At 62.9% G+C, this 23,525-nt stretch carries 24 protein-coding genes and 1 riboswitch; of the genes, 18 read left to right on the plus strand and 6 right to left on the minus strand.

Translation table 11 applies throughout. The features are described from left to right. Positions 1-50 precede the first annotated feature (50 nt). The 3 genes from relA to FGE05_RS21055 all read left to right on the plus strand — a co-directional run bounded on the left by relA (position 51) and on the right by FGE05_RS21055 (position 3,855). Entirely contained in the window at positions 51-2,297 is a 2,247-nt protein-coding gene (gene relA / locus FGE05_RS21045; protein ID WP_047701042.1) for a GTP diphosphokinase, read from the plus strand. A 158-nt stretch (positions 2,298-2,455) separates the two neighbouring features. After that, a complete protein-coding gene (gene mazG, locus FGE05_RS21050) occupies positions 2,456-3,289 on the plus strand; it encodes a nucleoside triphosphate pyrophosphohydrolase (protein WP_139647937.1) in 834 nt (277 codons plus the stop codon). 26 nt (positions 3,290-3,315) lie between these two features. Further along, positions 3,316-3,855: a DUF2058 domain-containing protein gene (locus tag FGE05_RS21055; RefSeq protein WP_139647939.1), complete on the plus strand. Its 540-nt coding sequence runs from the start codon at positions 3,316-3,318 to the stop codon at positions 3,853-3,855. A 145-nt stretch (positions 3,856-4,000) separates the two neighbouring features. Here the strand turns inward: FGE05_RS21055 and FGE05_RS21060 are convergent, their stop codons facing one another. The 4 genes from FGE05_RS21060 to purM all read right to left on the minus strand — a co-directional run bounded on the left by FGE05_RS21060 (position 4,001) and on the right by purM (position 7,027). Continuing rightward, entirely contained in the window at positions 4,001-4,207 is a 207-nt protein-coding gene (locus FGE05_RS21060) for a hypothetical protein (protein WP_139647941.1), read from the minus strand. 377 nt (positions 4,208-4,584) lie between these two features. Beyond that, positions 4,585-5,298 carry a DUF3108 domain-containing protein gene (locus FGE05_RS21070; RefSeq protein ID WP_041020213.1) on the minus strand — a complete coding sequence of 238 codons (714 nt, stop codon included), beginning with the start codon at positions 5,296-5,298 and terminating at the stop codon, positions 4,585-4,587. 8 nt (positions 5,299-5,306) lie between these two features. Then, the gene (gene purN, locus FGE05_RS21075; protein WP_139647945.1) at positions 5,307-5,957 is read right to left on the minus strand and encodes a phosphoribosylglycinamide formyltransferase; all 651 of its coding nucleotides are present in this window, start codon (positions 5,955-5,957) and stop codon (positions 5,307-5,309) included. A gap of 11 nt (positions 5,958-5,968) precedes the next feature. After that, positions 5,969-7,027, minus strand: coding sequence for a phosphoribosylformylglycinamidine cyclo-ligase (gene purM / locus FGE05_RS21080; RefSeq protein WP_047700498.1), 1,059 nt, complete (start codon positions 7,025-7,027; stop codon positions 5,969-5,971). Positions 7,028-7,391: 364 nt separating this feature from the next. Here purM and FGE05_RS21085 point away from each other — a divergent pair, with 364 nt between their 5' ends. From FGE05_RS21085 to FGE05_RS21110, 6 genes are all read left to right on the plus strand, one after another. Continuing rightward, positions 7,392-8,450 (plus strand): DUF2066 domain-containing protein, encoded by a 1,059-nt coding sequence (locus FGE05_RS21085; RefSeq protein ID WP_139647946.1) that lies wholly within the window; start codon positions 7,392-7,394, stop codon positions 8,448-8,450. A 32-nt stretch (positions 8,451-8,482) separates the two neighbouring features. Beyond that, entirely contained in the window at positions 8,483-9,556 is a 1,074-nt protein-coding gene (locus FGE05_RS21090; RefSeq protein ID WP_139647948.1) for an AI-2E family transporter, read from the plus strand. A gap of 157 nt (positions 9,557-9,713) precedes the next feature. Continuing rightward, the gene (gene hda, locus FGE05_RS21095) at positions 9,714-10,418 is read left to right on the plus strand and encodes a DnaA regulatory inactivator Hda (protein WP_003178999.1); all 705 of its coding nucleotides are present in this window, start codon (positions 9,714-9,716) and stop codon (positions 10,416-10,418) included. Positions 10,419-10,630: 212 nt separating this feature from the next. Further along, positions 10,631-11,257 (plus strand): C40 family peptidase, encoded by a 627-nt coding sequence (locus tag FGE05_RS21100; RefSeq protein WP_041020804.1) that lies wholly within the window; start codon positions 10,631-10,633, stop codon positions 11,255-11,257. 165 nt (positions 11,258-11,422) lie between these two features. Further along, positions 11,423-11,956, plus strand: coding sequence for a C40 family peptidase (locus tag FGE05_RS21105; protein ID WP_139647950.1), 534 nt, complete (start codon positions 11,423-11,425; stop codon positions 11,954-11,956). A gap of 15 nt (positions 11,957-11,971) precedes the next feature. Further along, complete coding sequence (locus FGE05_RS21110; protein ID WP_139647952.1) at positions 11,972-12,634, plus strand: class I SAM-dependent methyltransferase; 663 nt, start codon at positions 11,972-11,974, stop codon at positions 12,632-12,634. A 183-nt stretch (positions 12,635-12,817) separates the two neighbouring features. On the opposite strand, the gene FGE05_RS21115 is transcribed toward FGE05_RS21110, so the two are convergent. Further along, on the minus strand, positions 12,818-14,128 hold the full coding sequence (locus tag FGE05_RS21115; RefSeq protein ID WP_139647954.1) for a sorbosone dehydrogenase family protein: 1,311 nt from the start codon (positions 14,126-14,128) through the stop codon (positions 12,818-12,820). 66 nt (positions 14,129-14,194) lie between these two features. Further along, on the minus strand, positions 14,195-14,779 hold the full coding sequence (locus FGE05_RS21120; protein WP_139647956.1) for a hypothetical protein: 585 nt from the start codon (positions 14,777-14,779) through the stop codon (positions 14,195-14,197). Positions 14,780-14,939: 160 nt separating this feature from the next. Beyond that, positions 14,940-15,140: riboswitch (cobalamin riboswitch) on the plus strand. An 80-nt stretch (positions 15,141-15,220) separates the two neighbouring features. On the opposite strand from FGE05_RS21120, the gene cobO reads away from it, so the two are divergent. The 9 genes from cobO (at position 15,221) to cobC (ending at position 23,523) form a co-directional block, all read left to right on the plus strand. Further along, positions 15,221-15,847, plus strand: a complete 627-nt coding sequence (gene cobO, locus FGE05_RS21125) for a cob(I)yrinic acid a,c-diamide adenosyltransferase (RefSeq protein ID WP_139647958.1) — start codon at positions 15,221-15,223, stop codon at positions 15,845-15,847. Continuing rightward, a complete protein-coding gene (locus tag FGE05_RS21130; protein ID WP_139647960.1) occupies positions 15,844-17,262 on the plus strand; it encodes a cobyrinate a,c-diamide synthase in 1,419 nt (472 codons plus the stop codon). The genes cobO and FGE05_RS21130 overlap by 4 nt, the downstream gene beginning before the upstream one ends. Continuing rightward, complete coding sequence (gene bluB / locus FGE05_RS21135) at positions 17,259-17,909, plus strand: 5,6-dimethylbenzimidazole synthase (RefSeq protein WP_139647962.1); 651 nt, start codon at positions 17,259-17,261, stop codon at positions 17,907-17,909. Before FGE05_RS21130 ends, bluB begins: the two co-directional genes overlap by 4 nt. Further along, positions 17,906-18,814 carry an adenosylcobinamide-phosphate synthase CbiB gene (gene cbiB / locus FGE05_RS21140; protein WP_139647964.1) on the plus strand — a complete coding sequence of 303 codons (909 nt, stop codon included), beginning with the start codon at positions 17,906-17,908 and terminating at the stop codon, positions 18,812-18,814. The genes bluB and cbiB overlap by 4 nt, the downstream gene beginning before the upstream one ends. Beyond that, on the plus strand, positions 18,807-19,799 hold the full coding sequence (cobD, locus tag FGE05_RS21145; RefSeq protein ID WP_139647966.1) for a threonine-phosphate decarboxylase CobD: 993 nt from the start codon (positions 18,807-18,809) through the stop codon (positions 19,797-19,799). The genes cbiB and cobD overlap by 8 nt, the downstream gene beginning before the upstream one ends. Continuing rightward, positions 19,796-21,247 (plus strand): cobyric acid synthase, encoded by a 1,452-nt coding sequence (locus tag FGE05_RS21150; RefSeq protein WP_139647968.1) that lies wholly within the window; start codon positions 19,796-19,798, stop codon positions 21,245-21,247. The genes cobD and FGE05_RS21150 overlap by 4 nt, the downstream gene beginning before the upstream one ends. A gap of 130 nt (positions 21,248-21,377) precedes the next feature. Continuing rightward, entirely contained in the window at positions 21,378-21,899 is a 522-nt protein-coding gene (cobU, locus tag FGE05_RS21155; RefSeq protein WP_139647970.1) for a bifunctional adenosylcobinamide kinase/adenosylcobinamide-phosphate guanylyltransferase, read from the plus strand. After that, positions 21,896-22,951: a nicotinate-nucleotide--dimethylbenzimidazole phosphoribosyltransferase gene (gene cobT, locus FGE05_RS21160; protein ID WP_139647972.1), complete on the plus strand. Its 1,056-nt coding sequence runs from the start codon at positions 21,896-21,898 to the stop codon at positions 22,949-22,951. The genes cobU and cobT overlap by 4 nt, the downstream gene beginning before the upstream one ends. Next, complete coding sequence (cobC, locus tag FGE05_RS21165; protein ID WP_139647974.1) at positions 22,948-23,523, plus strand: alpha-ribazole phosphatase family protein; 576 nt, start codon at positions 22,948-22,950, stop codon at positions 23,521-23,523. The genes cobT and cobC overlap by 4 nt, the downstream gene beginning before the upstream one ends. Positions 23,524-23,525: the final 2 nt, after the last annotated feature.

The raw sequence follows: 23,525 nt of genomic DNA on the forward strand, positions 1-23,525 counted from the left end.
GTCAGCGATGTTGACGCATTGAATCTGCGTCGTAGGGAAGGTAAGCAAAGATGGTACAGGTGAGAGCACACCAGCCGATCAACACCGACGGCAGTATCAATCTCGAGGCTTGGCTCGATCACGCGGTCAGTATCGACATGGCACTGGATCGCGAAGCCTTGAAGGAAGCCTGCGAGTTCGCTCGTGAGGCGGAACAGCAACACAACGCGGCGAAGAACCTCTGGTCCGAAGGCACGTCGAGTTTCCAGACGGGCCTGGAGATCGCCGAGATCCTCGCCGACCTCAAGCTCGACCAGGATTCGCTGGTGGCTGCCGTGCTGTACCGTGGCGTGCGCGAAGGCCAGATCCAGCTGTCGGTGGTCAGCCAGCGCTTCGGCGCGGTGGTCGCCAAGCTGATCGATGGCGTGCTGCGCATGGCGGCCATCAGCGCCAGCCTCAGCCCGCGTCATTCCATGGTCCTGGGTACCCAGGGCCAGGTGGAAAACCTGCGCAAGATGCTCGTGGCCATGGTCGACGACGTGCGCGTCGCGCTGATCAAGCTGGCCGAGCGCACTTGCGCGATCCGCGCGGTGAAAGCCGCCGACGACGAAAAACGCAATCGTGTCGCCCGGGAAGTGTTCGACATCTATGCCCCCCTGGCTCACCGTTTGGGCATCGGTCATATCAAGTGGGAGCTGGAGGATTTGTCCTTCCGCTACCTGGAGCCGGATCAGTACAAACAAATCGCCAAGCTGCTGCATGAGCGGCGCCTGGACCGCGAGCGCTTCATCACCGACGTGATGACCCAACTGCGGGAAGAACTGCAGGCCACGGGCGTGGAGGCCGACATCAGCGGCCGGGCCAAGCACATCTATTCGATCTGGCGCAAAATGCAGCGCAAGGGGCTGGAGTTCAGCCAGATCTATGACGTGCGCGCCGTTCGCGTGCTGGTCCCGGAAATGCGCGACTGCTACACCGCGCTGGGGATCGTCCATACCTTGTGGCGGCACATTCCGAAGGAGTTCGACGACTACATCGCCAACCCCAAGGAAAATGGCTATCGCTCGCTGCACACCGCGGTGATTGGTCCCGAGGGCAAGGTGCTGGAAGTGCAGATCCGCACCCACGCCATGCACGAGGAAGCCGAGCTGGGTGTCTGCGCCCACTGGAAATACAAGGGCACCGACGTCAAGTCCGGGTCCAACCACTACGAAGAGAAAATCTCCTGGCTGCGCCAGGTGCTCGAATGGCATGAGGAACTGGGCGACATCGGTGGCCTGGCGGAACAGCTGCGGGTGGATATCGAGCCGGACCGGGTCTATATCTTCACTCCTGACGGCCATGCCATCGACCTGCCCAAGGGCGCGACGCCGCTGGACTTCGCCTACCGGGTCCACACCGAGATCGGCCACAACTGCCGTGGTGCCAAGATCAACGGGCGGATCGTGCCGCTCAACTACAGCCTGCAGACCGGTGAGCAGGTCGAGATCATCACCAGCAAGCACGGCACGCCGAGCCGCGACTGGCTGAACCCGAACCTGGGCTACATCACCACCTCCCGGGCGCGGGCGAAAATCGTCCATTGGTTCAAGTTGCAGGCCCGCGACCAGAACGTTGCCGCTGGCAAGACCCTGATCGAGCGCGAACTCAGTCGCCTGGGTCTGCCGCAGGTGGATTTCGACAAGCTGGCCGAAAAGGCCAACATGAAAACCGCCGAGGACATGTTTGCCGCCCTCGGGGCCGGCGACCTGCGCCTGGCGCAACTGGTCAACCTGGCCCAGCAACTGGTGGAGCCGGAGCGGGGCAACGAACAACTGGAGCTGATCCCGCGCAAGGCCACCGGCTACAAACCGGGCAAGCGCGGCGATATCCAGATCCAGGGCGTGGGCAACCTGATGACCCAGATGGCGGGCTGCTGCCAGCCGTTGCCGGGGGATGCGATCGTCGGCTACATCACTCAGGGGCGTGGCGTGAGCATTCACCGCCAGGACTGTGCCTCGGTGTTGCAACTGGCCGGTCGCGAACCCGAGCGGATCATCCAGGTCAGTTGGGGGCCGGTGCCGGTGCTCACCTATCCGGTGGACATCGTCATTCGCGCCTACGACCGCTCCGGGCTGCTGCGTGACGTGTCCCAGGTGCTGCTGAACGAGCGCATCAACGTGTTGGCGGTCAACACCCGCTCGAACAAGGAAGACAACACCGCGCTGATGTCCCTGACCATCGAGATTCCGGGGCTGGATGCGCTGGGACGGTTGTTGGGGCGGATCTCCCAGTTGCCGAACATCATCGAGACCCGGCGTAACCGGACACCGGGTTAAGCGCAGTCAAAAAATGTGGGAGCAAGCGGGTGGGAGCAAAGCTTGTTCGCGATAACGGGGTTTCGGTCAGCATTCTGTTGTTGGCCAGACCGCCATCGCGAGCGAGCTTTGCTTCCACAGGCTCGCTCCCACAGGGTTTTGTGTGACGAGATGGATTTATGTATAGCCTTGAAGACCTGCTCCATCTGATGAACCGCCTGCGGGATCCGCAGTACGGTTGCCCGTGGGACATCAAGCAGACCTGGGAGACGATCGTCCCCCATACCCTGGAAGAAGCCTACGAAGTGGCCGATGCGATCGAACGGGGTGACTTCGATCATGTGCAGGGTGAGCTGGGCGACCTGCTGTTCCAGGTGGTGTATTACAGCCAACTGGCCCGGGAAGAAAACCGCTTCGAGTTTGCCGGTGTGGTCGACAGCATCACCCGCAAGCTGATCCGTCGCCATCCCCACGTATTTCCCACCGGCGACCTCTATGCGCCGCTGGATGTGCCGCGCCTGAGCGAAGAGCAGGTCAAGCAGCGCTGGGAGGAAATCAAGGCCGAGGAACGTGCCGAGAAGTCCGCCGCGCCGCAGCAGCTCTCGCTGCTCGACGATGTACCTGGCGCATTGCCGGCACTGTCCCGTTCGGCCAAATTGCAAAAGCGTGCCGGGCAGGTTGGTTTCGACTGGCCGGACGCCTTGCCGGTGCTCGACAAGGTCCGGGAGGAACTGGACGAAGTGCTCGAAGCCATGTCGGAAAACGATCAGGCGGCAGTGGCCGACGAGATCGGCGATCTGCTGTTTTCGGTCGTCAACCTGGCTCGGCACCTCAAGGTCGATCCGGAAGGCGCGCTGCGCGGAGCCAACGCCAAGTTCGAGCGACGCTTCCGTTTTATCGAACAGGCATTGCGCGACACCCACCGTCCCATGGAAGATTGCACCCTCGAAGAGTTGGACGCCTTGTGGGGCGAAGCCAAACGTCAGGAAAAGAATTTGCCCAGCTGCGGCTGAGGCCGTTGCCTAAGTGAGTAAGCACCATGAGCCTTTCCCTTCGCGACCAGTTGCTCAAAGCAGGACTGGTCAACCAAAAGCAGGTCAAGCAGGTCGGCAAAGACAAGCAGAAGCAGCAGCGCCTGGCCCACAAAGGCCAGATCGAGCTGGATGATTCCCAGCAGCGCGCCGCCCAGGAAGCCATGGCCGAGAAGGCCCGGCGCGACCAGGAACTCAACCGGCAGCAGCAGGAGAAGGCCGAGCAGAAGGCCCGTGCCGCGCAGATCAAGCAATTGATCGAAGTCTCGCGCCTGCCGAAGCTGACCACCGAGGATTACTACAACTTCGTCGACGACAAGAAGGTCAAGCGCATCTCGGTGAACGCCCTGATGCGTAACAAGCTGAGCAGCGGCTCGCTGGCGATCGTCCACCATGCCGGCGGCTACGAAGTGATCCCGCGCGAGGCCGCCCTGAAGATCCAGGAGCGAGACCCCAAGCGCATCGTCCAGCTCAATACCCAGACCGAAGAAGTGGACGCCGACGATCCGTATGCGGCGTATCAGATCCCTGATGATTTGATGTGGTAAGCCTGGCGCACTGCCGGTGAGCTAAACCCAAAATTCTGTGGGAGCCGAGCTTGCTCGCGATGGCGGCGTATCAGTCAGCAAACGTATCGACTGACATACCGCCATCGCGAGCAAGCTCGGCTCCCACAGAGGGGCTCCTACAGGGTCAGAGTTGTTCTTGGGATTCTGTTGCCTCATGGGCACGCTGACTTTCCTCGCGCTCCAACTCGGCCTTGTAGCGGTAGGCCTCTGTCTCGGAGTGGAACATCCCCACCAGCAGATCCTGTTGGCGCACATCCCAGATCTGAATGCCGGCGGCAATGGCTTCGTGGGACATATGGGCATCATCGCGTTCATTTACTTTCACAGTCATCTTGCAAACTCCAATCTCTGTCATCTGCAGCAAGGCGTGTGCAGGACTTTGTTATAGATTTGGATAGCCTGCTAAGTAAATGCCCTGGCCGATTAAGAAGTTTTCATGAACAGCGCAATAATCCCGCAGGCCGGGCAGGGCGCGGCGTTTGCTCGCAGGCGGGTGGTTCATGAAAAAGGTTTCATGTGGCAGAAACCACGCTTGAGTGATGCAGGCCCCGTGGGAGCAAAGCTTGCTCGCGATAAACGATGACGCGGTCGGCAGAAACCGAGGCGCCTGCATCGCGGGCAAGCCTTGCTCCCACAAAGCTCCCACAGAGTCGAAATCCAGGCAAAAAAAAGCCCCGCATCGGCGGGGCTTCCTGGTGTTCGCGTCGATCAGCTGCCTTTCACAGGCTTGCCGTTGACCGTGCCGTCCAGGAGCATGATGTTGTACTCCTTGCCGTCAGTCTCGACCTGTTGCAGGCGGACCAGCAGGTAGTCCCAGTCCTTGGCGAACCAGAGTACGGTGGTGCGTTTGCTCTGTGTCGGATCGCGTACGCGCTCGACCTTGATCGCGTCGATCTGGCCGGCCTTGGTGTCGACCTTTTCCGAGCCCAGCACGCGGAAGTCGTAGGTATCGACTTCGCCGTCATCGACGACCTGGTAGCTCATGCTCTTCTTGCCGGCCGCGACGTCGTGCTGCAGGGCCAACTGATAAGTGGATTTATCGACCATGCCACGGTTCAGCGGCAGCTTCACCGCATCACCGCGATCGGTGCCGGTGACCATCTTCGTGCTCCAGTCGAAGTCCAGGTCGGCCTTCTTGGCCTTGCCCAGGCCACCGCGTTCGAAGTGGTAGGACTGCGGCAGCAGCGTGTCCTTGTCCAGGGTCAGTGTGCTTTCTTCCGTCAGGCTGGCGATCATCATCGACGCCTTGAAGCTCAGCTTCCAGGTGCCGTTGGCCTCCTTGGTCAGGCTGCGCTCGGCGGTGCCGCTCATCGGCAGCTGCTTCCAGTCGGCGGTGTAGCTGGCGGAGAACGGTTGAAGGTCTGAAGCCTGTGCCAGGGGCAAGGCAAGCAGAGCACAGGCGAAGAGCAGGGCGCGACGCATAAAATCTCCTAGTGTCGAATCAAATGGCCGCTGGCGGCGAGCAACTGGCCGTCCAGTGAGGCACCACGATCGTCGAGGGTCAGCCGTCCTTCGGCAAACCAACGCACGGCCATCGGGTAGATCTGGTGTTCCCGGGCGTGAACCCGTTCTGCCAGGCTTTGCGGCGTGTCGTGCAACTCTACCGGTATTACTGCCTGTACGACCAGTGGTCCGCCATCGAGTTCCTCGGTGACAAAGTGCACCGAGCAGCCGTGCTCGGTCTCTCCGGCCTCCAGCACGCGCTGGTGAGTGTGTAACCCTTTGTATTTGGGCAGCAGCGATGGGTGGATATTGAACAGGCGGCCCTGATAGTGGCGCACGAAGCCAGCGCTGAGGATGCGCATGAAGCCAGCCAGGACCACCAGGTGGGGAGTGAAGGCGTCGATCTGTTCGATCAGTGCGGCGTCGAAGGCCTCGCGGCCGTCGAACGCCTTGTGATCCAGGACACGGGTGTCGATACCCGCGTCCTTGGCACGTTGCAGGCCGTAGGCATCGGCGCGGTTGGAAATCACCGCGCGGATACGGACCGGGCTGTCGCCGGTCCGTGTGCTGTCGATCAGCGCCTGCAAGTTACTGCCGGTGCCGGACAGTAGCACCACGACGTCACAGGTTGCAGGCATGTTTTCCTGCATCAGTGAGCCTTGAGGTTTTTCAGCTCGACCTGGGCAGCGCCTTCGGCCGCGGTTGCGATCTGGCCGATGACCCAAGGCTGTTCGCCCGCTTCACGCAGCACGTTCAAGGCGGTCTCGACGTGCTCCTGAGCCACGCAGATCACCATGCCCACGCCGCAGTTCAGCACGCGGTGCATTTCGGTTTCGTCGACGTTGCCTTTCTCTTGCAGCCAGTCGAACACCGCCGGGCGGGTCCAGCTTGCCACGTCGACCACCGCCTGGGCGCCTTTTGGCAGGACGCGCGGGATGTTGTCCAGCAGGCCGCCGCCGGTGATGTGGGCCATGGCCTTGACGGCGCCGGTGTCCTTGATCAGCTTGAGCAGCGGCTTGACGTAGATGCGGGTCGGGGCCATCAGCAGGTCGGTCAGTGGCTTGCCGTCGAGCTGGATGTTTTCGATGTCGGCGCCGGACACTTCGATGATCTTGCGGATCAGCGAGTAGCCGTTGGAGTGCGGGCCGGAAGACGGCAGGGCGAGCAGGGCATCGCCGGTGGCGACTTTCGAGCCGTCGATGATCTCGGCTTTTTCCACGACGCCGACGCAGAAGCCGGCCAGGTCGTAGTCTTCGCCCTCGTACATGCCTGGCATTTCAGCGGTTTCGCCGCCGACCAGGGAGCAGCCGGACAGTTCACAGCCGGCACCGATGCCAGTCACGACCTGGGCGGCGGTGTCGACGTTCAGCTTGCCGGTGGCGTAGTAGTCGAGGAAGAACAACGGCTCGGCACCGCAGACCACCAGGTCGTTCACGCACATGGCCACCAGGTCGATGCCGATGCTGTCGTGTTTGTTCAGGTTCAGCGCCAGGCGCAGCTTGGTGCCCACACCGTCGGTGCCCGAGACCAGCACCGGTTGTTTGTAGCCGGCCGGGATCTCGCAGAGGGCGCCGAAACCGCCCAGGCCGCCCATGACTTCCGGGCGCGCAGTGCGCTTGGCGACGCTCTTGATGCGTTCGACCAATGCTTCACCGGCGTCGATGTCTACACCGGCGTCCTTGTAGCTCAGGGAGGGTTGCTTGCTCATGATCCAGGCCTTTAGGGGGGATTTCTGGGTAACGACCGATCGCCGGGGCCTTTGAATAACCGTTGTACGAATTATTCCGGGTGCCCAGCCATTGCCGGTCTGCGAAGGCGCGCGATTTTATCAGGCTTGTGGGGCAGCGGCCATCCTCGCGCCGACGGGCAGGGACATATCCGAGGAAAAAAACCGATATTTCTTCTGTTGGTGCTGCGCGGTGCGCCTGTATAAGGTGTAGCGGTAACCGGCTATGGTTACGCGGTGCGAAACTTCCATCGGGTGTGTGAATGTTTTGCCAGGTGCTGTGGTCACAGCCATGCTCCGTTTCTTCACACGGCTTGTTCCAGTCGTTTATGTCCGGGAATATTCCATGCGTTTGTTCAAATTCTTGTCCGTGGGCTGCTTGTCGCTGATCAGTCTGGCGAGCCATGCCGAAACCCTCAACGGCCTCTATCAAGTGCTCGAACCGGTGAGCAGCCAGACGCCGGAAGAGCGTGACCAGGCGACGTTGCGCGCCCTGGATACGCTGGTGCTGCGCCTGACCGGTGACGTCAAGGCCGCCCAGAACCCGGGGCTGGCGGCGATCCGCAAGGACCCGCAGCAGATCATTCTTCAATATGGCTACGACGCTGGTCCTCCGGAAAGCCTCAAGGTCGACTTCGATCCGGCGAGCACCGACCGGGCCTTGCGCTCGGCAGGGCTGTCGCTGTGGGGCGTGAACCGACCATCGATCCTGGGCTGGTGGCTCAACGACTCGGCTGAAGGCTCCAGCCTGGTGGGCGATGGTCAGGCCAGCGCCACGCCGTTGCGCCGTGCCGCCCAGCACCGGGGCCTGGCGCTGCACTTGCCGCTGGCGGACTTGAGCGAGCAGATCGTTGCCACCGCACCGAACCTGGAAGGCAGCGATCCGGCGCCGTTGCACGATGCCTCGGAGCGATACGCGGCGGATGCCCTGCTGGCGGTCCATGCCAAGGAAGAGGGCGGTCAGTGGCACGGGACCTGGCGCCTGTGGCTGGGTGATCAACGCGAGCAAGGCACTGTCCAGGGCGCCGATCAGGCTGCGCTGGCCGATGCGGTGATGCTGGCGGTGAGTCAGCGCCTGGCGCCGCGCTTCGTGGCCAAGCCGGGTGTGGCCACCGAGCAGTCGTTGGAAGTGCAGGGCATGAATCTTGAGCGTTATGCCGCCCTTGGGCGTTTGCTCGAACCGTTCGGTGGGCAGGTGCAGCGGGTCGAAGGTGACCGGATCGTCTATCGGGTCAACGGCAGCGCGGAGCAACTGAAGGCGCAACTGGCCCTGGCGAAGCTGCAGGAAATTCCCGCCGGTGAAGCGGTTGCCCCGACGCCTGCGGTTCCGCCGGCTACAGATGGAACGGTTCCGGCAGCAGCACCGGCGCCCGCGCCGACGGCCAGTCTGCGGTTCCGCTGGTAGATTTTCTTTCTTTATATAGCTGGGAGTGGTTCATGGGCGATACGCGGCGTTGGTTCTGGTTGGGCGGGATTGCCCTGCTGTTCGCGTTTATCTATCTGCTGCATCCGATTCTGACGCCGTTCCTGGTTGCGTTGCTGCTGGCTTATCTGTTTGACCCGGTGGTGGATCGCCTGGAAAAGCTCGGTCTGTCGAGAACCTGGGGCGTAGTGGCGGTATTTACGCTGTTCACCTTGATTGTCAGCGCCCTGTTGCTGGTCTTGATACCGATGCTCGCCAAGCAATTGGTGCGTCTGTACGAACTGGCGCCACAGATGCTCGACTGGTTGCAGCACACGGCGGTGCCGTGGGTGCAGTCGAAACTGGGGTTGGCGGATGGTTTCTGGAAGTTCGACAAGGTCAAGGAGGCCATCAGCGCTCACATGGGCCAGACCACCGACATTGTTGGCGTCGTGCTGAGCCAGGCCACCGCCTCGGGCCTGGCGCTGATCGGTTGGCTGGCCAACCTGGTGCTGATTCCGGTCGTGAGCTTCTACCTGTTGCGGGATTGGGACTTGATGATGGCCAAGGTCCGCAGCCTGCTGCCCCGTCATCGCGAAGAGCGCATCATGACCCTGGCCGGTGAATGCCACGAAGTGCTGGGTGCCTTTGTGCGTGGGCAGTTGCTGGTGATGGTGGCGCTGGGCTTCATCTATGCGGCGGGGTTGATGCTGGTGGGTCTGGAGCTGGGGCTCCTGATCGGCATGATCGCCGGGTTGGCCGCCATCGTTCCGTACATGGGGTTCGTGATCGGCATTGGCGCGGCATTGATCGCCGGGTTGTTCCAGTTTGGCGGCGATCTCTACCCCATGGTGGGCATCGTGGCGGTGTTCATGGTGGGCCAGGCTCTGGAAGGCATGTTGCTGACGCCGTTGCTGGTGGGGGATCGCATTGGCTTGCATCCAGTGGCGGTGATCTTCGCGATCCTGGCGGGCGGCGAGTTGTTCGGCTTCACCGGGATCCTGCTGGCGCTGCCGGTGGCAGCCGTCATCATGGTGCTGGTGCGGCACATGCATGATTTGTACAAGGATTCGGACATCTACAGCGGCGCCGAAGACCCCGAGCTGTAGGGTGAATGTCAGGAAAACCGTCGCTCCCTGGCGTTGTCGCTGCAAACCTTTGATTTTGCTCGTGGTCCGGCGCATTGTGCGGTCCGCGCCACGGGTATAGACTTTGCCAACTTTACACAGAGGCCACTCACGGTTCCTTTGGAGCTGTCCAGCCAGCATGAAACCGATTCAGCTGCCCCTAGGTGTGCGTCTGCGTGATGACGCCACCTTTATCAACTACTACCCAGGCGCCAATGCCGCTGCACTCGGCTATGTCGAGCGGCTTTGCGAAGCCGACGCTGGCTGGACCGAGAGTCTGATCTATCTGTGGGGCAAGGACGGGGTAGGGCGCACGCACCTGTTGCAGGCCGCTTGCCTGCGGTTCGAGCAGTTGGGCGAGCCGGCGGTGTACCTGCCGCTGGCCGAGTTGCTGGATCGCGGCGTGGAAATCCTCGACAACCTTGAACAGTACGAACTGGTCTGCCTGGACGATCTCCAGGCCGTTGCCGGCAAGGCTGATTGGGAAGAGGCGCTGTTCCATCTGTTCAACCGGCTGCGGGACAGCGGTCGGCGCTTGCTGATCGCTGCCTCGACGTCGCCGCGGGAGCTGCCGGTGAAACTGGCGGATCTCAAGTCCCGTCTCACTCTGGCGCTGATTTTCCAGATGCGTCCGCTGTCCGATGAAGACAAGCTCCGTGCCTTGCAGCTGCGTGCTTCCCGCCGTGGCCTGCATCTGACCGACGAAGTCGGGCATTTCATCCTCACCCGTGGCACCCGCAGCATGAGTGCGCTGTTCGAATTGCTCGAACGCCTCGACCAGGCTTCCCTTCAGGCCCAGCGCAAGCTGACTATTCCTTTTTTGAAAGAAACCTTGGGCTGGTAGAACCGTTGCCAGTAGTGGCTCCTGGCCTTGTCCGGACACGGCGAAACCCGCGGTCCTGCTGGGCGGCAGGCCACATGACTTTCAAAATGGGCTTAAGCGCTTAGATGTAAACGTAAAACCGAGAAGTCACATTTGCATCGATTGAATTTGCAAATGAAGTCGATAGAAGGCATAGTCTCGCCATCTTTACTACTTCAGCCACGGTCGTGCCCATGCTAAATCGCTTCGCACCCCTCGTGCCTCTCGCACTCGTTACCCTGTTGTTCGGTTGCGCTGCCCACTCCCCAGTGTCCCAGCAAGTACAACAACCACAGGTTCAGAACACCGTTACCGCCCAGTCTTCCTCCGTCTCCTTCCAGGAAGAAATGGCCAACGACAAAGAGCTGGCAGCCTTCGCCGGCAACAAGCCTTACCAGCTTCCGGTGCTGGCCGACAGCATCCTGGAACGCGGCATGTCGTTGATCGGCACCCGTTACCGTTTTGGTGGCACCTCTGAAGCCGGCTTCGATTGCAGCGGTTTCATCGGCTACCTGTTCCGCGAAGAGGCCGGCATGAGCCTGCCACGCTCCACGCGGGAAATGATCAACGTGAACGCCCCCCTGGTGGCACGTAATCAACTGGAACCCGGTGACCTGCTGTTCTTCAGCACCAGCGGTCGTCGCGGACGCGTCAGCCACGCCGGTATCTACCTGGGCGACAACCAGTTCATCCATTCCAGCAGCCGCCGTAGCGGTGGTGTGCGGATCGACAGCCTGGGTGACACCTACTGGAACAAGACTTTCATCGAAGCCAAGCGCGCCCTCGCCATGGCTCCGACCGTGGTCACCGCTCGCAAGTAAGCGCACAGTTTGTAAGGCAAACTTAAAGTCTTACTTGAAGTTTGCCTCATAGCCGCTAGAATCCTTGATCATTGATTGATGGCAATCCGCCTGCGTACTCCGCAGGCGGATTTGTTTTCATGTCCACGGCAGAAAAGCCGCATCCAGATCAGGATTGTTCTGCATATGTCGACGTCGGCCCGCCTCGCTCTTATCTGCCTTGCCGCACTGCTCAGCGCGTGCGCAAGCCGTACGCCACCCCCCGCGCCTGTTCGGGCTCCAGTGGTCTTTGCTCCCTCGCAACCTCTGCCTCCGGCCGCCGAAGATGTGCTCTTCCGGGCGTTGGGCCTGGTTGGGACGCCCTACCGCTGGGGCGGCAATACGCCGGATTCGGGTTTCGATTGCAGTGGTCTGATCGGTTACGTCTACCGTGATGCCGCCGGTATTTCCCTGCCACGTTCGACCCGCGAGATGATCGGCATGCGCGCCCCGGATGTCGGTAAGGACGCGCTGCAGAGTGGTGACCTGATTTTCTTCGCCACCAACGGTGGCTCCCAGGTCAGCCATGCGGGGATCTACGTCGGTGAGGGGCGCTTCGTTCATGCGCCGGCCACCGGTGGTACGGTCAAGCTCGACAGCTTGTCCAAGGCCTATTGGCAGAAAGCCTATCTGAGCGCCAAGCGGGTGCTGCAACCGGAGCACCTGGCGCGTTATCCCTGATTCGCGGAGGTTGTCATGACCGCTCGCACCCTCAATCTCGATGATGCCCTGTACCAGTATCTGCTGGACGTTTCCCTGCGGGAGACGCCCTTGCAGCGACGTTTGCGGGACGAGACCCAGGCGCTGCCCATGGCGCGCTGGCAGATAGCGCCCGAGCAGGGGCAGTTTCTCGCATTGCTGGTGAAGCTCACCGGCGCCCGACGCTTGCTGGAAGTCGGTACGTTCACGGGCTACAGCGCGTTGTGCCTGGCCTCGGCCTTGCCGCAAGATGGTTCGTTGATCTGTTGCGATATTCCCGGCGACTACAACGCCGTGGCGCTGCGTTATTGGCGCGAAGCCGGGCTGGCCGAGCGGATCGAGCTGCGGCTGGCGCCGGCCCTGGAAACCCTCGACGACCTTGAGCGCCAAGGGCAGGGCGGCACGTTCGACCTGATCTTTATCGATGCCGACAAGGCCAACTACCCGGCTTACCTGGAGCGTGCGCTACGGTTGCTGCGCAGAGGTGGGTTGGTGATGTTCGATAACACGCTGTGGAGCGGACGGGTGCTGGAAGCCCAGCCCCAGAGCGAGGACACCCGCGCCATCCAGGCCCTGAACCGCGCCTTGAAGGATGACCGACGGGTGGATCTGTCGCTGTTGCCGTTGGGGGATGGCTTGACCTTGTGTCGCAAGCTTTAAGCGCAGTTCCTGATTGGAATGACATTTGTGGCGAGGGGATTCATCCCCGTTGGGCTGCGCAGCAGCCCTAAAACCAGACCATCCGGTGTATCAGGCAGATTGAGTTGACTGCTTTGGGGCTGCTGCGCAGCCCAGCGGGGATGAATCCCCTCGCCACAAAGCTCTTTGCAGGCCATTGGCAGCTTATTTACCCGAAACCCGCCACACCTTGTTTCCCACGTCATCGGCCACCAGCAAGCCGCCCTGCTTGTCGATCACCACGCCCACCGGCCGGCCCTGGGCTTCTTCATCTGCATTCAGGAACCCGGTCAGCACATCCACGGGTTCTCCCGCCGGTTTGCCGCCGTTGAACGGTACGAATATCACTTTGTAGCCGCTGTGGGGCTTACGGTTCCAGGAACCATGCTGGCCAATGAACGCGCCTTCGGTGAAGGGCGCAGGCAGGGCGCTGCCTTCGGCGAAAGTCAGGCCCAATGAGGCCGTGTGTGGGCCGACCGCGTAGTCCGGGGCGATGGCCTTCGCCACCAGCGCCGGGTTCTGTGGCTCGACCCGCACGTCAACATGCTGTCCGTAATAGCTGTAGGGCCACCCATAGAAGGCGCCGTCCTTGACCGAGGTGATGTAGTCCGGCACCAGGTCGCTGCCGATCTCATCCCGCTCGTTCACCGCTGTCCACAAGGCACCACTGCGCGGCTCCCAGGCCAGGCCGTTAGGGTTGCGCAGGCCCGAAGCGAAAATGCGGTGATTGCCGGTGGCGCGGTCCACTTCCCAGATCGCCGCGCGGCCTTCCTCCGCTTCCATGCCATTTTCCGCGACGTTGCTGTTCGAACCGGTGGTGACGTAGAGCTTGCTGCCGTCACGGCTGGCGATCACGTTCTTGGTCCAGTGATGATTGATGGTGCCGGCCGGCAAGTCGACGACCTTGGTCGGCTGAGCCTTGATTTGTGTGTCGCCTTCCTTGTAGGGGAAGCGGATCAGTCGATCGGTGTCGGCCACGTACAGGTCATTGCCCACCAACGCCATGCCGAATGGCGAGTTGAGGTTTTCCAGGAAGACCGTGCGGGTTTCGGCGATGCCATCATGGTTGGCGTCGCGCAACAACGTAATGCGATTGGGGCTGGGGACGCCGGCGCCGGCGCGGCCCATGACTTTTTTCATCACCCAGCCACGGATGCCCTTGGCGTCGTCGGGCTTGGGCGGGGCGTTGGTTTCCGCCACCAGCACGTCGCCATTGGGCAGCACGTAGAGCCAGCGCGGATGGTCCAGTCCCTCAGCGAACGCCCCTACTTGCAGGCCTTCGGCCGCGGTTGGCTTGGCGCCCTGGGGCCAGCCGACGGCTTCGGCGATGTTGACGGTGGGGACCAGGGTCTTGTTCGGTTCGGGCAGTTTTGGCGATGGGCCAGTGCCGTCGGAGACTTGCAGTGTGGAAGACTCGCCACAAGCGACAAGCCCTGCGGCGAGGGCGACGATCAGGAGGTGCGGTGGCTTGAGCATGCTGGCTTCCCTATGAATGCATGTGGTTATTCATAGAGAAGCATATACCGGCGATGGTTCAACCGGTCAGCCGTGGGCCTGCTTGAACAGCACGGCGATGCCCGGATGGTAATGACCGGCCTCGTTGCGCAACTTGCGATAGTTGTAAGGAAAGTACCAGGCCACGGCGCAGGTGTTTTCCTTTTGCAGGTCTTCGATCATGTCCTGGAGTTCTTCGGGCGTAGTGCTTTGCTGGGCTTTTTGCGGGGCGACGAACAGGCAGCCCAGCTTCAGGTCAGTGGCGTAGCTGATGCGCTTGGCATCGCTGGTGACATCCAGCAGGGGTTGGGTCAGGTTGAGGCTCTTGACCTTAGGCCAGCGTTGGGTGGCCTGGATGAACGCGCGGTCCTCGGCCCCGGCAATGAACAGGTCGGCACTGACGTTGCGTTCGCCTTCTTCATTCTGTTTGCGGGTCGCGGTGTGTTGCAGCGTGACCATCTCGGCCATCCAGGCGGCGGCCGAGAGCAGGCCGAGGTTGGCTTTTTCATCGAACCAGTAAGGCGTGTCGTTATCGCCGCGCACGGCGTTGTAGCGATCGATACAGTCAAACCAGCGTTCCAGCACCGGGCGCAGGAATTCCAGCCTTGGATTGCTGATGATCATGCCTTGCATGTTTTTTGCCCTCTTGTTTTTGTGATATCGGGTCGTAATGCCTATTTGATATCACTTGCCGCAGCGTGACACAAGATTGGCGTCACTTTATTGATCCAGGCCCGTGATCAGTGCTGGGCTCGTGGCGGCTTTAATTGACGCTCCATCCCCAACCCTCTAACCTTCGCGACTTGTTTCAGGTGCTCTGTGACCCGGGTCGACAGAGTGAAACAGGGAAACCGGTGAGAACCCGGCGCTGCCCCCGCAACGGTAAATGAGTCAAAGCTGCCAGCAAGCCACTGTGTCTCGACATGGGAAGGCGCGCAGCCCGGCATCACGCCGCTCATGAGCCCGGAGACCGGCCTGATTCATCCAACGGCATCACGGTGGGCGATGCCAGGCTTGTTGCCGTCTTTTCCTGTGCCCGCCTGCCGTTATCCAGTTCCCAACGGAGGCTTCCCCATGACCGGCTCCCCCAATACAGATGCGTCCGACCGCGACGAGCGTCACCTGGCGCGCATGCTGCGCAAAAAAGCCGTGATCGACGAGCGTATCGCCAATGCCCCGAACGAATGCGGCTTGCTGCTGGTGCTGACCGGCAACGGCAAGGGCAAGAGCAGTTCGGCCTTCGGCATGCTGGCCCGGGCCATGGGGCATGGGATGCAATGTGGCGTGGTGCAGTTCATCAAGGGCCGCAATAGCACCGGTGAGGAGTTGTTCTTCCGGCGCTTCCCGGAGCAGGTGCGCTTTCATGTCATGGGCGAAGGGTTTACCTGGGAAACCCAGGATCGACAGCGCGACATCGCAGCCGCCGAAGCGGCCTGGGCCGTGTCGCGCCAGTTGCTGAGCGATCCGTCCATTGGCCTGGTGGTGCTCGACGAACTGAACATTGCCCTCAAGCATGGTTACCTCGATCTCGATCAGGTCCTGAGCGATCTGCAGGCGCGTCCTCCCATGCAGCATGTCGTGGTGACCGGTCGCGGCGCCAAGCCGGAAATGATCGAGCTGGCGGACACCGTCACCGAAATGGGCATGATCAAGCACGCCTTCCAGGCCGGCATCAAGGCACAGAAAGGCGTCGAACTGTGAGTGACGCTTCGTTTCCGGACCGCCAATGCCCGGCGGTGCTAATTGCCGCCCCGGCGTCGGGGCAGGGCAAGACCACCGTCACCGCCGCCCTGGCCCGGTTGCATCGCAACCAGGGGCGCAAGGTGCGCGTATTCAAATGCGGCCCCGATTTCCTCGACCCGATGATCCTGGAGCGTGCCAGTGGCGCGCCGGTCTATCAATTGGACATGTGGATGGTCGGCGAGCAGGAAAGTCGACGGTTGTTGTGGGAAGCTGCCGCCGAAGCGGACCTGATCCTGATCGAAGGGGTGATGGGGTTGTTCGACGGCACGCCGTCCAGCGCCGACCTGGCGCGGCATTTCGGTGTGCCGGTGCTGGCGGTGATCGACGGCACGGCCATGGCCCAGACCTTTGGCGCCCTGGCCCTCGGGCTGGCGCGCTATCAGCCGGACCTGCCCTTCGCCGGCGTGCTGGCCAACCGTGTCGGCACCTTGCGTCATGCACAATTGCTTGAGGGCAGTCTCACCGAAGGCCTGCGCTGGTACGGCGCGTTGTCCCGGGAAACCGGGATCGAACTGCCGAGTCGTCACCTCGGGCTGGTCCAGGCCAGCGAGCTGAACGACCTGGACCTGCGCCTCGACGCCGCAGCCGAGGCCCTGGCCGGCAGTTGCGAAGTGACGCTTCCGCCGGCGGTGACGTTCGCCGCTCCCGAGGTGAGTGCCGCCCAGCCGTGGCTCGACGGGGTCCGCATCGCTGTGGCCAGGGACGAAGCGTTTGCCTTCACTTATGGGGCGAGCCTCGATCTGCTGCGGGCCATGGGCGCGCAGTTGCGCTTTTTTTCACCGATCCATGACCGCGAGCTGCCCGAGGCCGACAGCCTGTACCTGCCTGGCGGTTATCCCGAACTGCATCACCTTGCCCTGGCGCAGAATGCGCCGATGCTGGCGGCGATCCGCGCTCACCACGACGCTGGCAAGCCGTTGTTGGCGGAGTGCGGCGGCATGCTGTATCTGCTGGATTCACTGACCGATGTCGAGGGCAATCGCGCCGAGCTGCTCGGTTTGCTCGCCGGTGACGCGCAGATGCAGAAGCGCCTGGCCGCCCTTGCGCTGCAATCGGTGGAACTGCCGGAAGGCAATCTGCGCGGACACACCTACCATCATTCGCTGACCAGCACCGACCTGGAGCCGATCGCCCGTGGTCATAGCCCTAACGGTGGGCGTGGCGCGGAGGCGGTGTTCCGGCAGGGGCGGATGACGGCTTCCTATGTGCATTTCTATTTTCCATCGAATCCGAGGGCCATCGCCGCGCTGTTGGCGCCGGACCCTGAAGCCGCTTTCGCGAGCAGGCTCGCTCCCACAGGGAATGGTGAATACCCATCCAACTGTGAACACCAACCCAATGTGGGAGCGAGCCTGCTCGCGAAGAGGCCATGACTGACAACGCATTCCCCCAGGCCGAACGCGACGCCATCTACCGCGCCATCGCCGAACGCCGCGACATGCGGCATTTCACCGGTGGCACCGTGGAACCCCAGTTGCTGCGCCGGCTGTTGGAAGCCGCCCACCAGGCACCCAGTGTGGGCCTGATGCAACCTTGGCGGTTCATCCGCATCAGTGACCGCGCCCTGCGGGCAGCTATCCGGGAATTGGTGGAACAGGAGCGCATCCGCACCGCCGAGGCCCTGGGCGAACGCAGCGATGAGTTCATGAAGCTCAAGGTCGAGGGCATCAATGACTGTGCCGAAATACTGGTAGCGGCGTTGATGGATGACCGCGAGCGGCACATCTTCGGCCGTCGGACCTTGCCGGAAATGGACCTCGCCTCGCTGTCCTGCGCGATCCAGAATCTGTGGCTGGCGTCCCGCGCCGAAGGGCTGGGGATGGGCTGGGTTTCGCTGTTCGAGCCCCAGGCCCTGGCCGATCTGCTGGGCCTGCCTGCGGGCGCCAAGCCCCTGGCGATACTCTGCCTCGGCCCGGTGGAGAGTTTTTATCCGGCACCGATGCTCGCCCTGGAGGGCTGGGCACAACCGCGGTCACTCAATGAATTGCTCTATGAAAACCATTGGGGAGTGAACCCATGAGTGTCGCGCTGCTCAGTGCCGCCGCCGTAGCGCTGGATGCACTACTGGGTGAGCCCCGGCGTGGGCATCCGTTGGTGGCGTTCGGCCGCTTTGCCGATCGCATCGAACAACGTTTCAATTCCGGCGGGCGTGGCTGGCGCAGCCATGGGGTCACGGCGTGGGTCATTGCGGTAGTGCCGTTGACCCTGCTCGCCACGGCCCTGTCCTGGACGCCGCTGGTGGGGTGGCTGGTGGATATCCTGGCGTTGTACTGCGCCCTCGGCCTGCGCAGCCTCGGCGAGCATGTCGAGCCGGTGGCCCGGGCGCTGCGCAGCGGCGATCTGGACGAAGCGCGCAAGCGTGTCGGCTATCTGGTCAGCCGCGAAACCCGTGAGCTGGACGAAACCGCCGTCGCCCGCGCGGCCACCGAGTCGGTGCTGGAGAACGGCAGCGACGCTGTATTCGCCGCACTGTTCTGGTTCGCCGTGGCGGGGGTCCCCGGCGTGGTGTTGTATCGCTTGAGCAATACCCTCGACGCCATGTGGGGCTATCGCAACGAACGCTTCGAGCGCTTTGGCTGGGCGGCGGCAAAAATCGACGATGTACTCAACTACATTCCGGCTCGGCTGGTGGCGTTGACCTATGCGCTGCTTGGCAAAACCCGCCTGGCGCTCCGGTGCTGGCGCAGCCAGGGCCCGACCTGGGACAGCCCCAACGCCGGGCCCGTCATGGCCGCCGGTGCCGGTGCGCTGGGCGTCGAGCTGGGGGGCGCGGCTGTCTATCACGGCGAACTGCACCAGCGTCCACCGCTGGGCGAAGGCGTGCCGGCGAGCGCGGATTCCATTGATCGCGGCTGGCAACTGGTGCAGCGCGGCGTATGGTTGTGGTTGCTGATTCTCTGCCTGGGAGCTGAGTTCTATGCTTGAGCACGGCGGACGCCTGCGCAAGGCGGCCCGGCAATATGGCATTGCCGAGGTGGATTGGCTCGACCTGTCCAGCGGTCTGGCGCCGTGGCCGTTCGACGTCCCGACGATTCCATTGCGGGCCTGGGCGCGCCTGCCTGAAACCGATGACGGGCTGGAGCAGGCTGCCCGCACTTATTATGGTGCGGCCCAGGTACTGCCGGTGGCCGGTTCGCAAATGGCGATCCAGTTGTTGCCACGCTTGCGTCGCAGCGGCAAGGTCGGCGTCCTGTCGCCCTGTTACGCCGAGCACGCCGAAGCTTGGCGCCGCAGCGGTTACATCGTGCGTGAGATGCTGGAGCCGGAGGTGGATTTCTTCCTCGACAGTCTCGATGTGCTGGTGGTGGTCAACCCGAACAATCCCACGGGCCTGAACCTGAGCCCTGAACGTTTGCTGGATTGGCACGCCCGGTTGGCCCAACGCGGCGGCTGGCTGGTGGTGGACGAGGCTTTCATGGATGTCACCCCGCAACTGAGCCTGGCCGCCCATGCCCATCAGGTCGGGCTGATCGTGCTGCGTTCGTTCGGCAAGTTCTTTGGCCTGGCCGGGGTTCGTCTGGGGTTTGTCCTGGCCGAGCAGCATTTGCTCAGGTTGCTCGCCGAACAGGTCGGGCCGTGGGCGGTCAGCGGGCCGACCCGGGTCCTGGGCCAGGCTTGTTTGCTCGACACCGCCGCTCACAGCCGTCAGCGAGAGCGTTGCGAAGCCGCCAGTCAACGCCTGGCGCTGCTGCTGGCCCGTTACGGTTTCAAACCCCAGGGTGGTTGCGGGTTGTTCCAGTGGTTGATCACCGAACACGCGCAGGTGCTTCATGACTTCATGGCCCATCGCGGCATTCTCTTGCGGCTGTTCACGAACAACAGCAGCCTGCGCTTCGGGTTGCCGGCCGATGAGGCCGAATTCCTGCGCCTCGAACAGGCTTTCGAGGCCTACGCCAAGGACTTCCAATGACCACAGTGATGGTGCAAGGCACCACGTCCGATGCCGGTAAAAGTACCCTGGTTACGGCGCTGTGCCGTTGGGTCCGGCGCCAGGGTGTGAGTGTGGTGCCATTCAAGCCGCAGAACATGGCCCTCAACAGCGCCGTGACCACTGACGGTGGCGAAATCGGTCGTGCCCAGGCCGTGCAGGCCCAGGCGGCCGGTCTCGAGCCGCATACCGACATGAACCCGGTTTTGCTCAAGCCCAACAGCGACACGGGGGCCCAGGTCATCATCCACGGCCGTGCGGTCACCACCATGAACGCCGTGGCCTATCACGACTACAAGGCCATCGCGATGCAGGCCGTGCTGGCTTCCCACCAGCGGTTGAGCGCGGCGTATCCGGTGGTGATGGTGGAAGGCGCGGGGTCGCCGGCCGAGATCAATCTGCGAGCCGGTGACATCGCCAACATGGGGTTTGCCGAAGCGGTGGACTGCCCCGTGCTGCTGATTGCCGATATCAATCGCGGCGGGGTATTCGCCCATCTGGTGGGCACTCTGGAGTTGCTTTCGCCCAGCGAACAGGTGCGGGTCAAGGGCTTCATCATCAACCGTTTTCGCGGCGACATCGCCTTGCTGCAACCGGGCCTGGACTGGTTGGAAGCGCGCACCGGCAAGCCGGTGGTGGGCGTGCTGCCCTACGTGACGGACCTGCATCTGGAGGCCGAGGACGGCCTGGATCGGCGTCAGATTGACAAGGCCGAGCAGGTGCTGAAGGTGGTGGTGCCGGTGCTGCCACGCATCAGCAATCACACCGATTTCGATCCGTTGCGCCTGCACCCGCAGGTTGACCTGCAATTCATCGGCCCTGGCCAGGCCATCGCGCCAGCCGACCTGATCATCCTGCCGGGGTCGAAGAGCGTGCGTAGCGACCTGGCACATCTACGGGCCCATGGCTGGGAAGCGGCCATCCAGCGGCATCTGCGCTATGGCGGCAAGCTGCTGGGGATCTGCGGCGGCTTGCAGATGCTCGGCCAACAGGTTCACGATCCGCTGGGACTGGAAGGCGCGCCGGGCTCCAGCGACGGACTGGGGCTCCTGGCGTTCGAAACGACCCTGGAGCACGAGAAGCAGCTGCGCAATGTCCGAGGACGATTGACCCTGGAGAATGCCGAGGTCAGTGGCTATGAGATCCATGCTGGCGTGACCGTCGGTCCGGCGCTGGAACAGCCCTTGGTGCAGTTGGATGATGGCCGCTGCGACGGGGCCCGGAGCCTCGACGGACAGATTCTCGGCACCTACCTGCACGGCCTGTTCGAGTCGCCCGAGTCCAGCAGCGCCTTGTTGCGTTGGGCCGGGTTGGCGGACGTGCAAGCGGTGGATTATCACGGCTTGCGCGAGCGGGACATCGAGCGGCTGGCGGATCTGGTGGAAAAGCATCTGGATACCGGGTTGTTGCGCCAACTTTGTGGGATCTAGGGTGGCTGGACTGGCCCTATCGCGAGCAGGCTCGCTCCCACAGGGGATTGCGGACACCGGGCCAATGTGGGAGCGAGCCCGCTCGCGATGGGGCTGGCAGCAACACCGCCTATTTGAAAGGTAATACACCATGCTCCAACTGATCCTCGGCGGCGCCCGCTCCGGCAAGAGTCGCCTGGCTGAAAAACTCGCAGTGGGCACTCGCTTGCCGGTGACCTACATCGCCACCAGTCAACCCCTGGACGGCGAGATGAACGAGCGAGTCGCCCTGCATCGCGCGCGTCGTCCGGCCGAATGGGCGCTGGTGGAAGAGCCGCTGGCCCTGGCCCAGGTGTTGCGGGACAACGCTGCGCCAGGACATTGCCTGCTGGTGGATTGCCTGACCTTGTGGCTGACCAACCTGCTGATGCTCGATGACGCCCCGCGACTGGGCAAGGAGCGCGACGCACTGTTGGACTGTGTGGTCGCACTGCCCGGTGAAATCATTTTTGTCAGCAACGAGACCGGAATGGGTGTCGTGCCGCTGGGCGAGTTGACTCGCCGTTATGTCGATGAAGCCGGTTGGCTGCATCAAGCCCTGGCCGAACGTTGTCAGCGTGTTGTGCTGACTGTTGCCGGCCTGCCCCTGACCCTCAAAGGTACTGCGTTATGAATCACCGCTGGTGGCTGGACCCGTGCAAGTCCCTCGATACCCAGGCCCTGGAACAAGCCGCGGCCCGTCAGCAACAACTGACCAAGCCAGCCGGTTCCCTGGGGCGGCTCGAATCGGTGGCGGTGCAACTGGCGGGTCTGCAAGGGCAGGTCACGCCAAGCCTGGATCGACTGTGGATCGCGATTTTTGCCGGCGACCATGGGGTGGTAGCCGAGGGCGTTTCGGCCTATCCCCAGGAGGTCACCGGGCAGATGCTGCTCAACTTCGTCAGCGGCGGCGCGGCCATCAGCGTCCTGGCGCGGCAATTGGGCGCTGCGTTGGAGGTCGTGGACCTGGGGACCGTGACGCCGTCGCTGGACCTGCCCGGTGTACGGCATCTGCAGGTCGGTCCCGGCACGGCGAATTTCGTCCAGGGCCCGGCGATGACCGTGACCCAGGGCGAGCAGGCCCTGCAAGCCGGACGCGACAGCGTTGCTCGCGCGACTGCCAGCGGCACGCAGTTGTTCATCGGGGGTGAGATGGGCATCGGCAACACCACGGCGGCCAGTGCCCTGGCCTGCGCCTTGCTCGATTGCCCGGTGGCTCACCTGGTCGGGCCGGGCACGGGGTTGGACGCGGCAGGGGTCAGTCGCAAAGCCCAAGTGATTGAGCGTGCCCTGACGCTGCATCGAGCCCAGAGCAGCGATCCGTTGCAGACGCTGTTCAACCTGGGTGGGTTTGAAATCGCCGCGCTGGCCGGTGCCTACCTGGCCTGCGCGCAGCAAGGCATCGCAGTACTGGTGGACGGTTTTATCTGCAGCGTTGCGGCATTGGTGGCGGTGCGCCTCAATCCCGGGTGCCGGCCATGGCTGCTGTTCGGCCATCGTGGCGCCGAACCGGGGCATCGCCACGTCCTGGAAACACTCGGTGCCGAACCGCTGCTCGACCTGGGCCTGCGCCTGGGCGAGGGCAGTGGCGCCGCGCTGGCGGTACCGCTGTTGCGCCTGGCCTGTGACCTGCACGGGCAAATGGCGACGTTTGCCGAAGCGGCCGTGGCGGATCGCCCGGCATGACCTTGCGTCTGGACCTGCTGCGCCATGGCGAAACCGAGCTGGGCGGCGGCTTGCGTGGCAGCCTCGACGATGCGTTGACGGCCAGGGGCTGGGAGCAAATGCACGCCGCTGTGGCAACGGATAGCCCCTGGGATCGGCTGGTGAGTTCGCCGTTGCAGCGGTGTGCGCGTTTTGCCGAGCAGCTTGGTAGCCGACTCAACCTGCCGGTGCACGTGGACGCGGATCTGCAAGAGCTGCATTTCGGCGCTTGGGAGGGTCGCAGCGCAGCGGCGCTGATGGACACGGACGCCGAGGCCTTGGGCCGGTTCTGGGCCGATCCTTATGCTTTCACGCCCCCCGACGGTGAGCCGGTGCTGGCGTTTTCGACGCGGGTCCTGGCGGCGGTGGAGCGCCTGCACGCGGCTTACGCGGGGCAGCGGGTGTTATTGGTCAGCCATGGCGGCGTGATGAAGTTGCTGCTGGCCCAGGCCCGAGGCCTGCCCCGGGAGCAACTGCTCAACGTTGAAGTAGCCCACGGTGCGCGATTCTCCCTTCGGGTGTCGTCCGGTCCGGTCTTTACGGAGATAAGCTGAAG

This window comes from Pseudomonas sp. ICMP22404 (genome assembly GCF_006227205.1).
Classification (GTDB): Bacteria; Pseudomonadota; Gammaproteobacteria; order Pseudomonadales; family Pseudomonadaceae; genus Aquipseudomonas.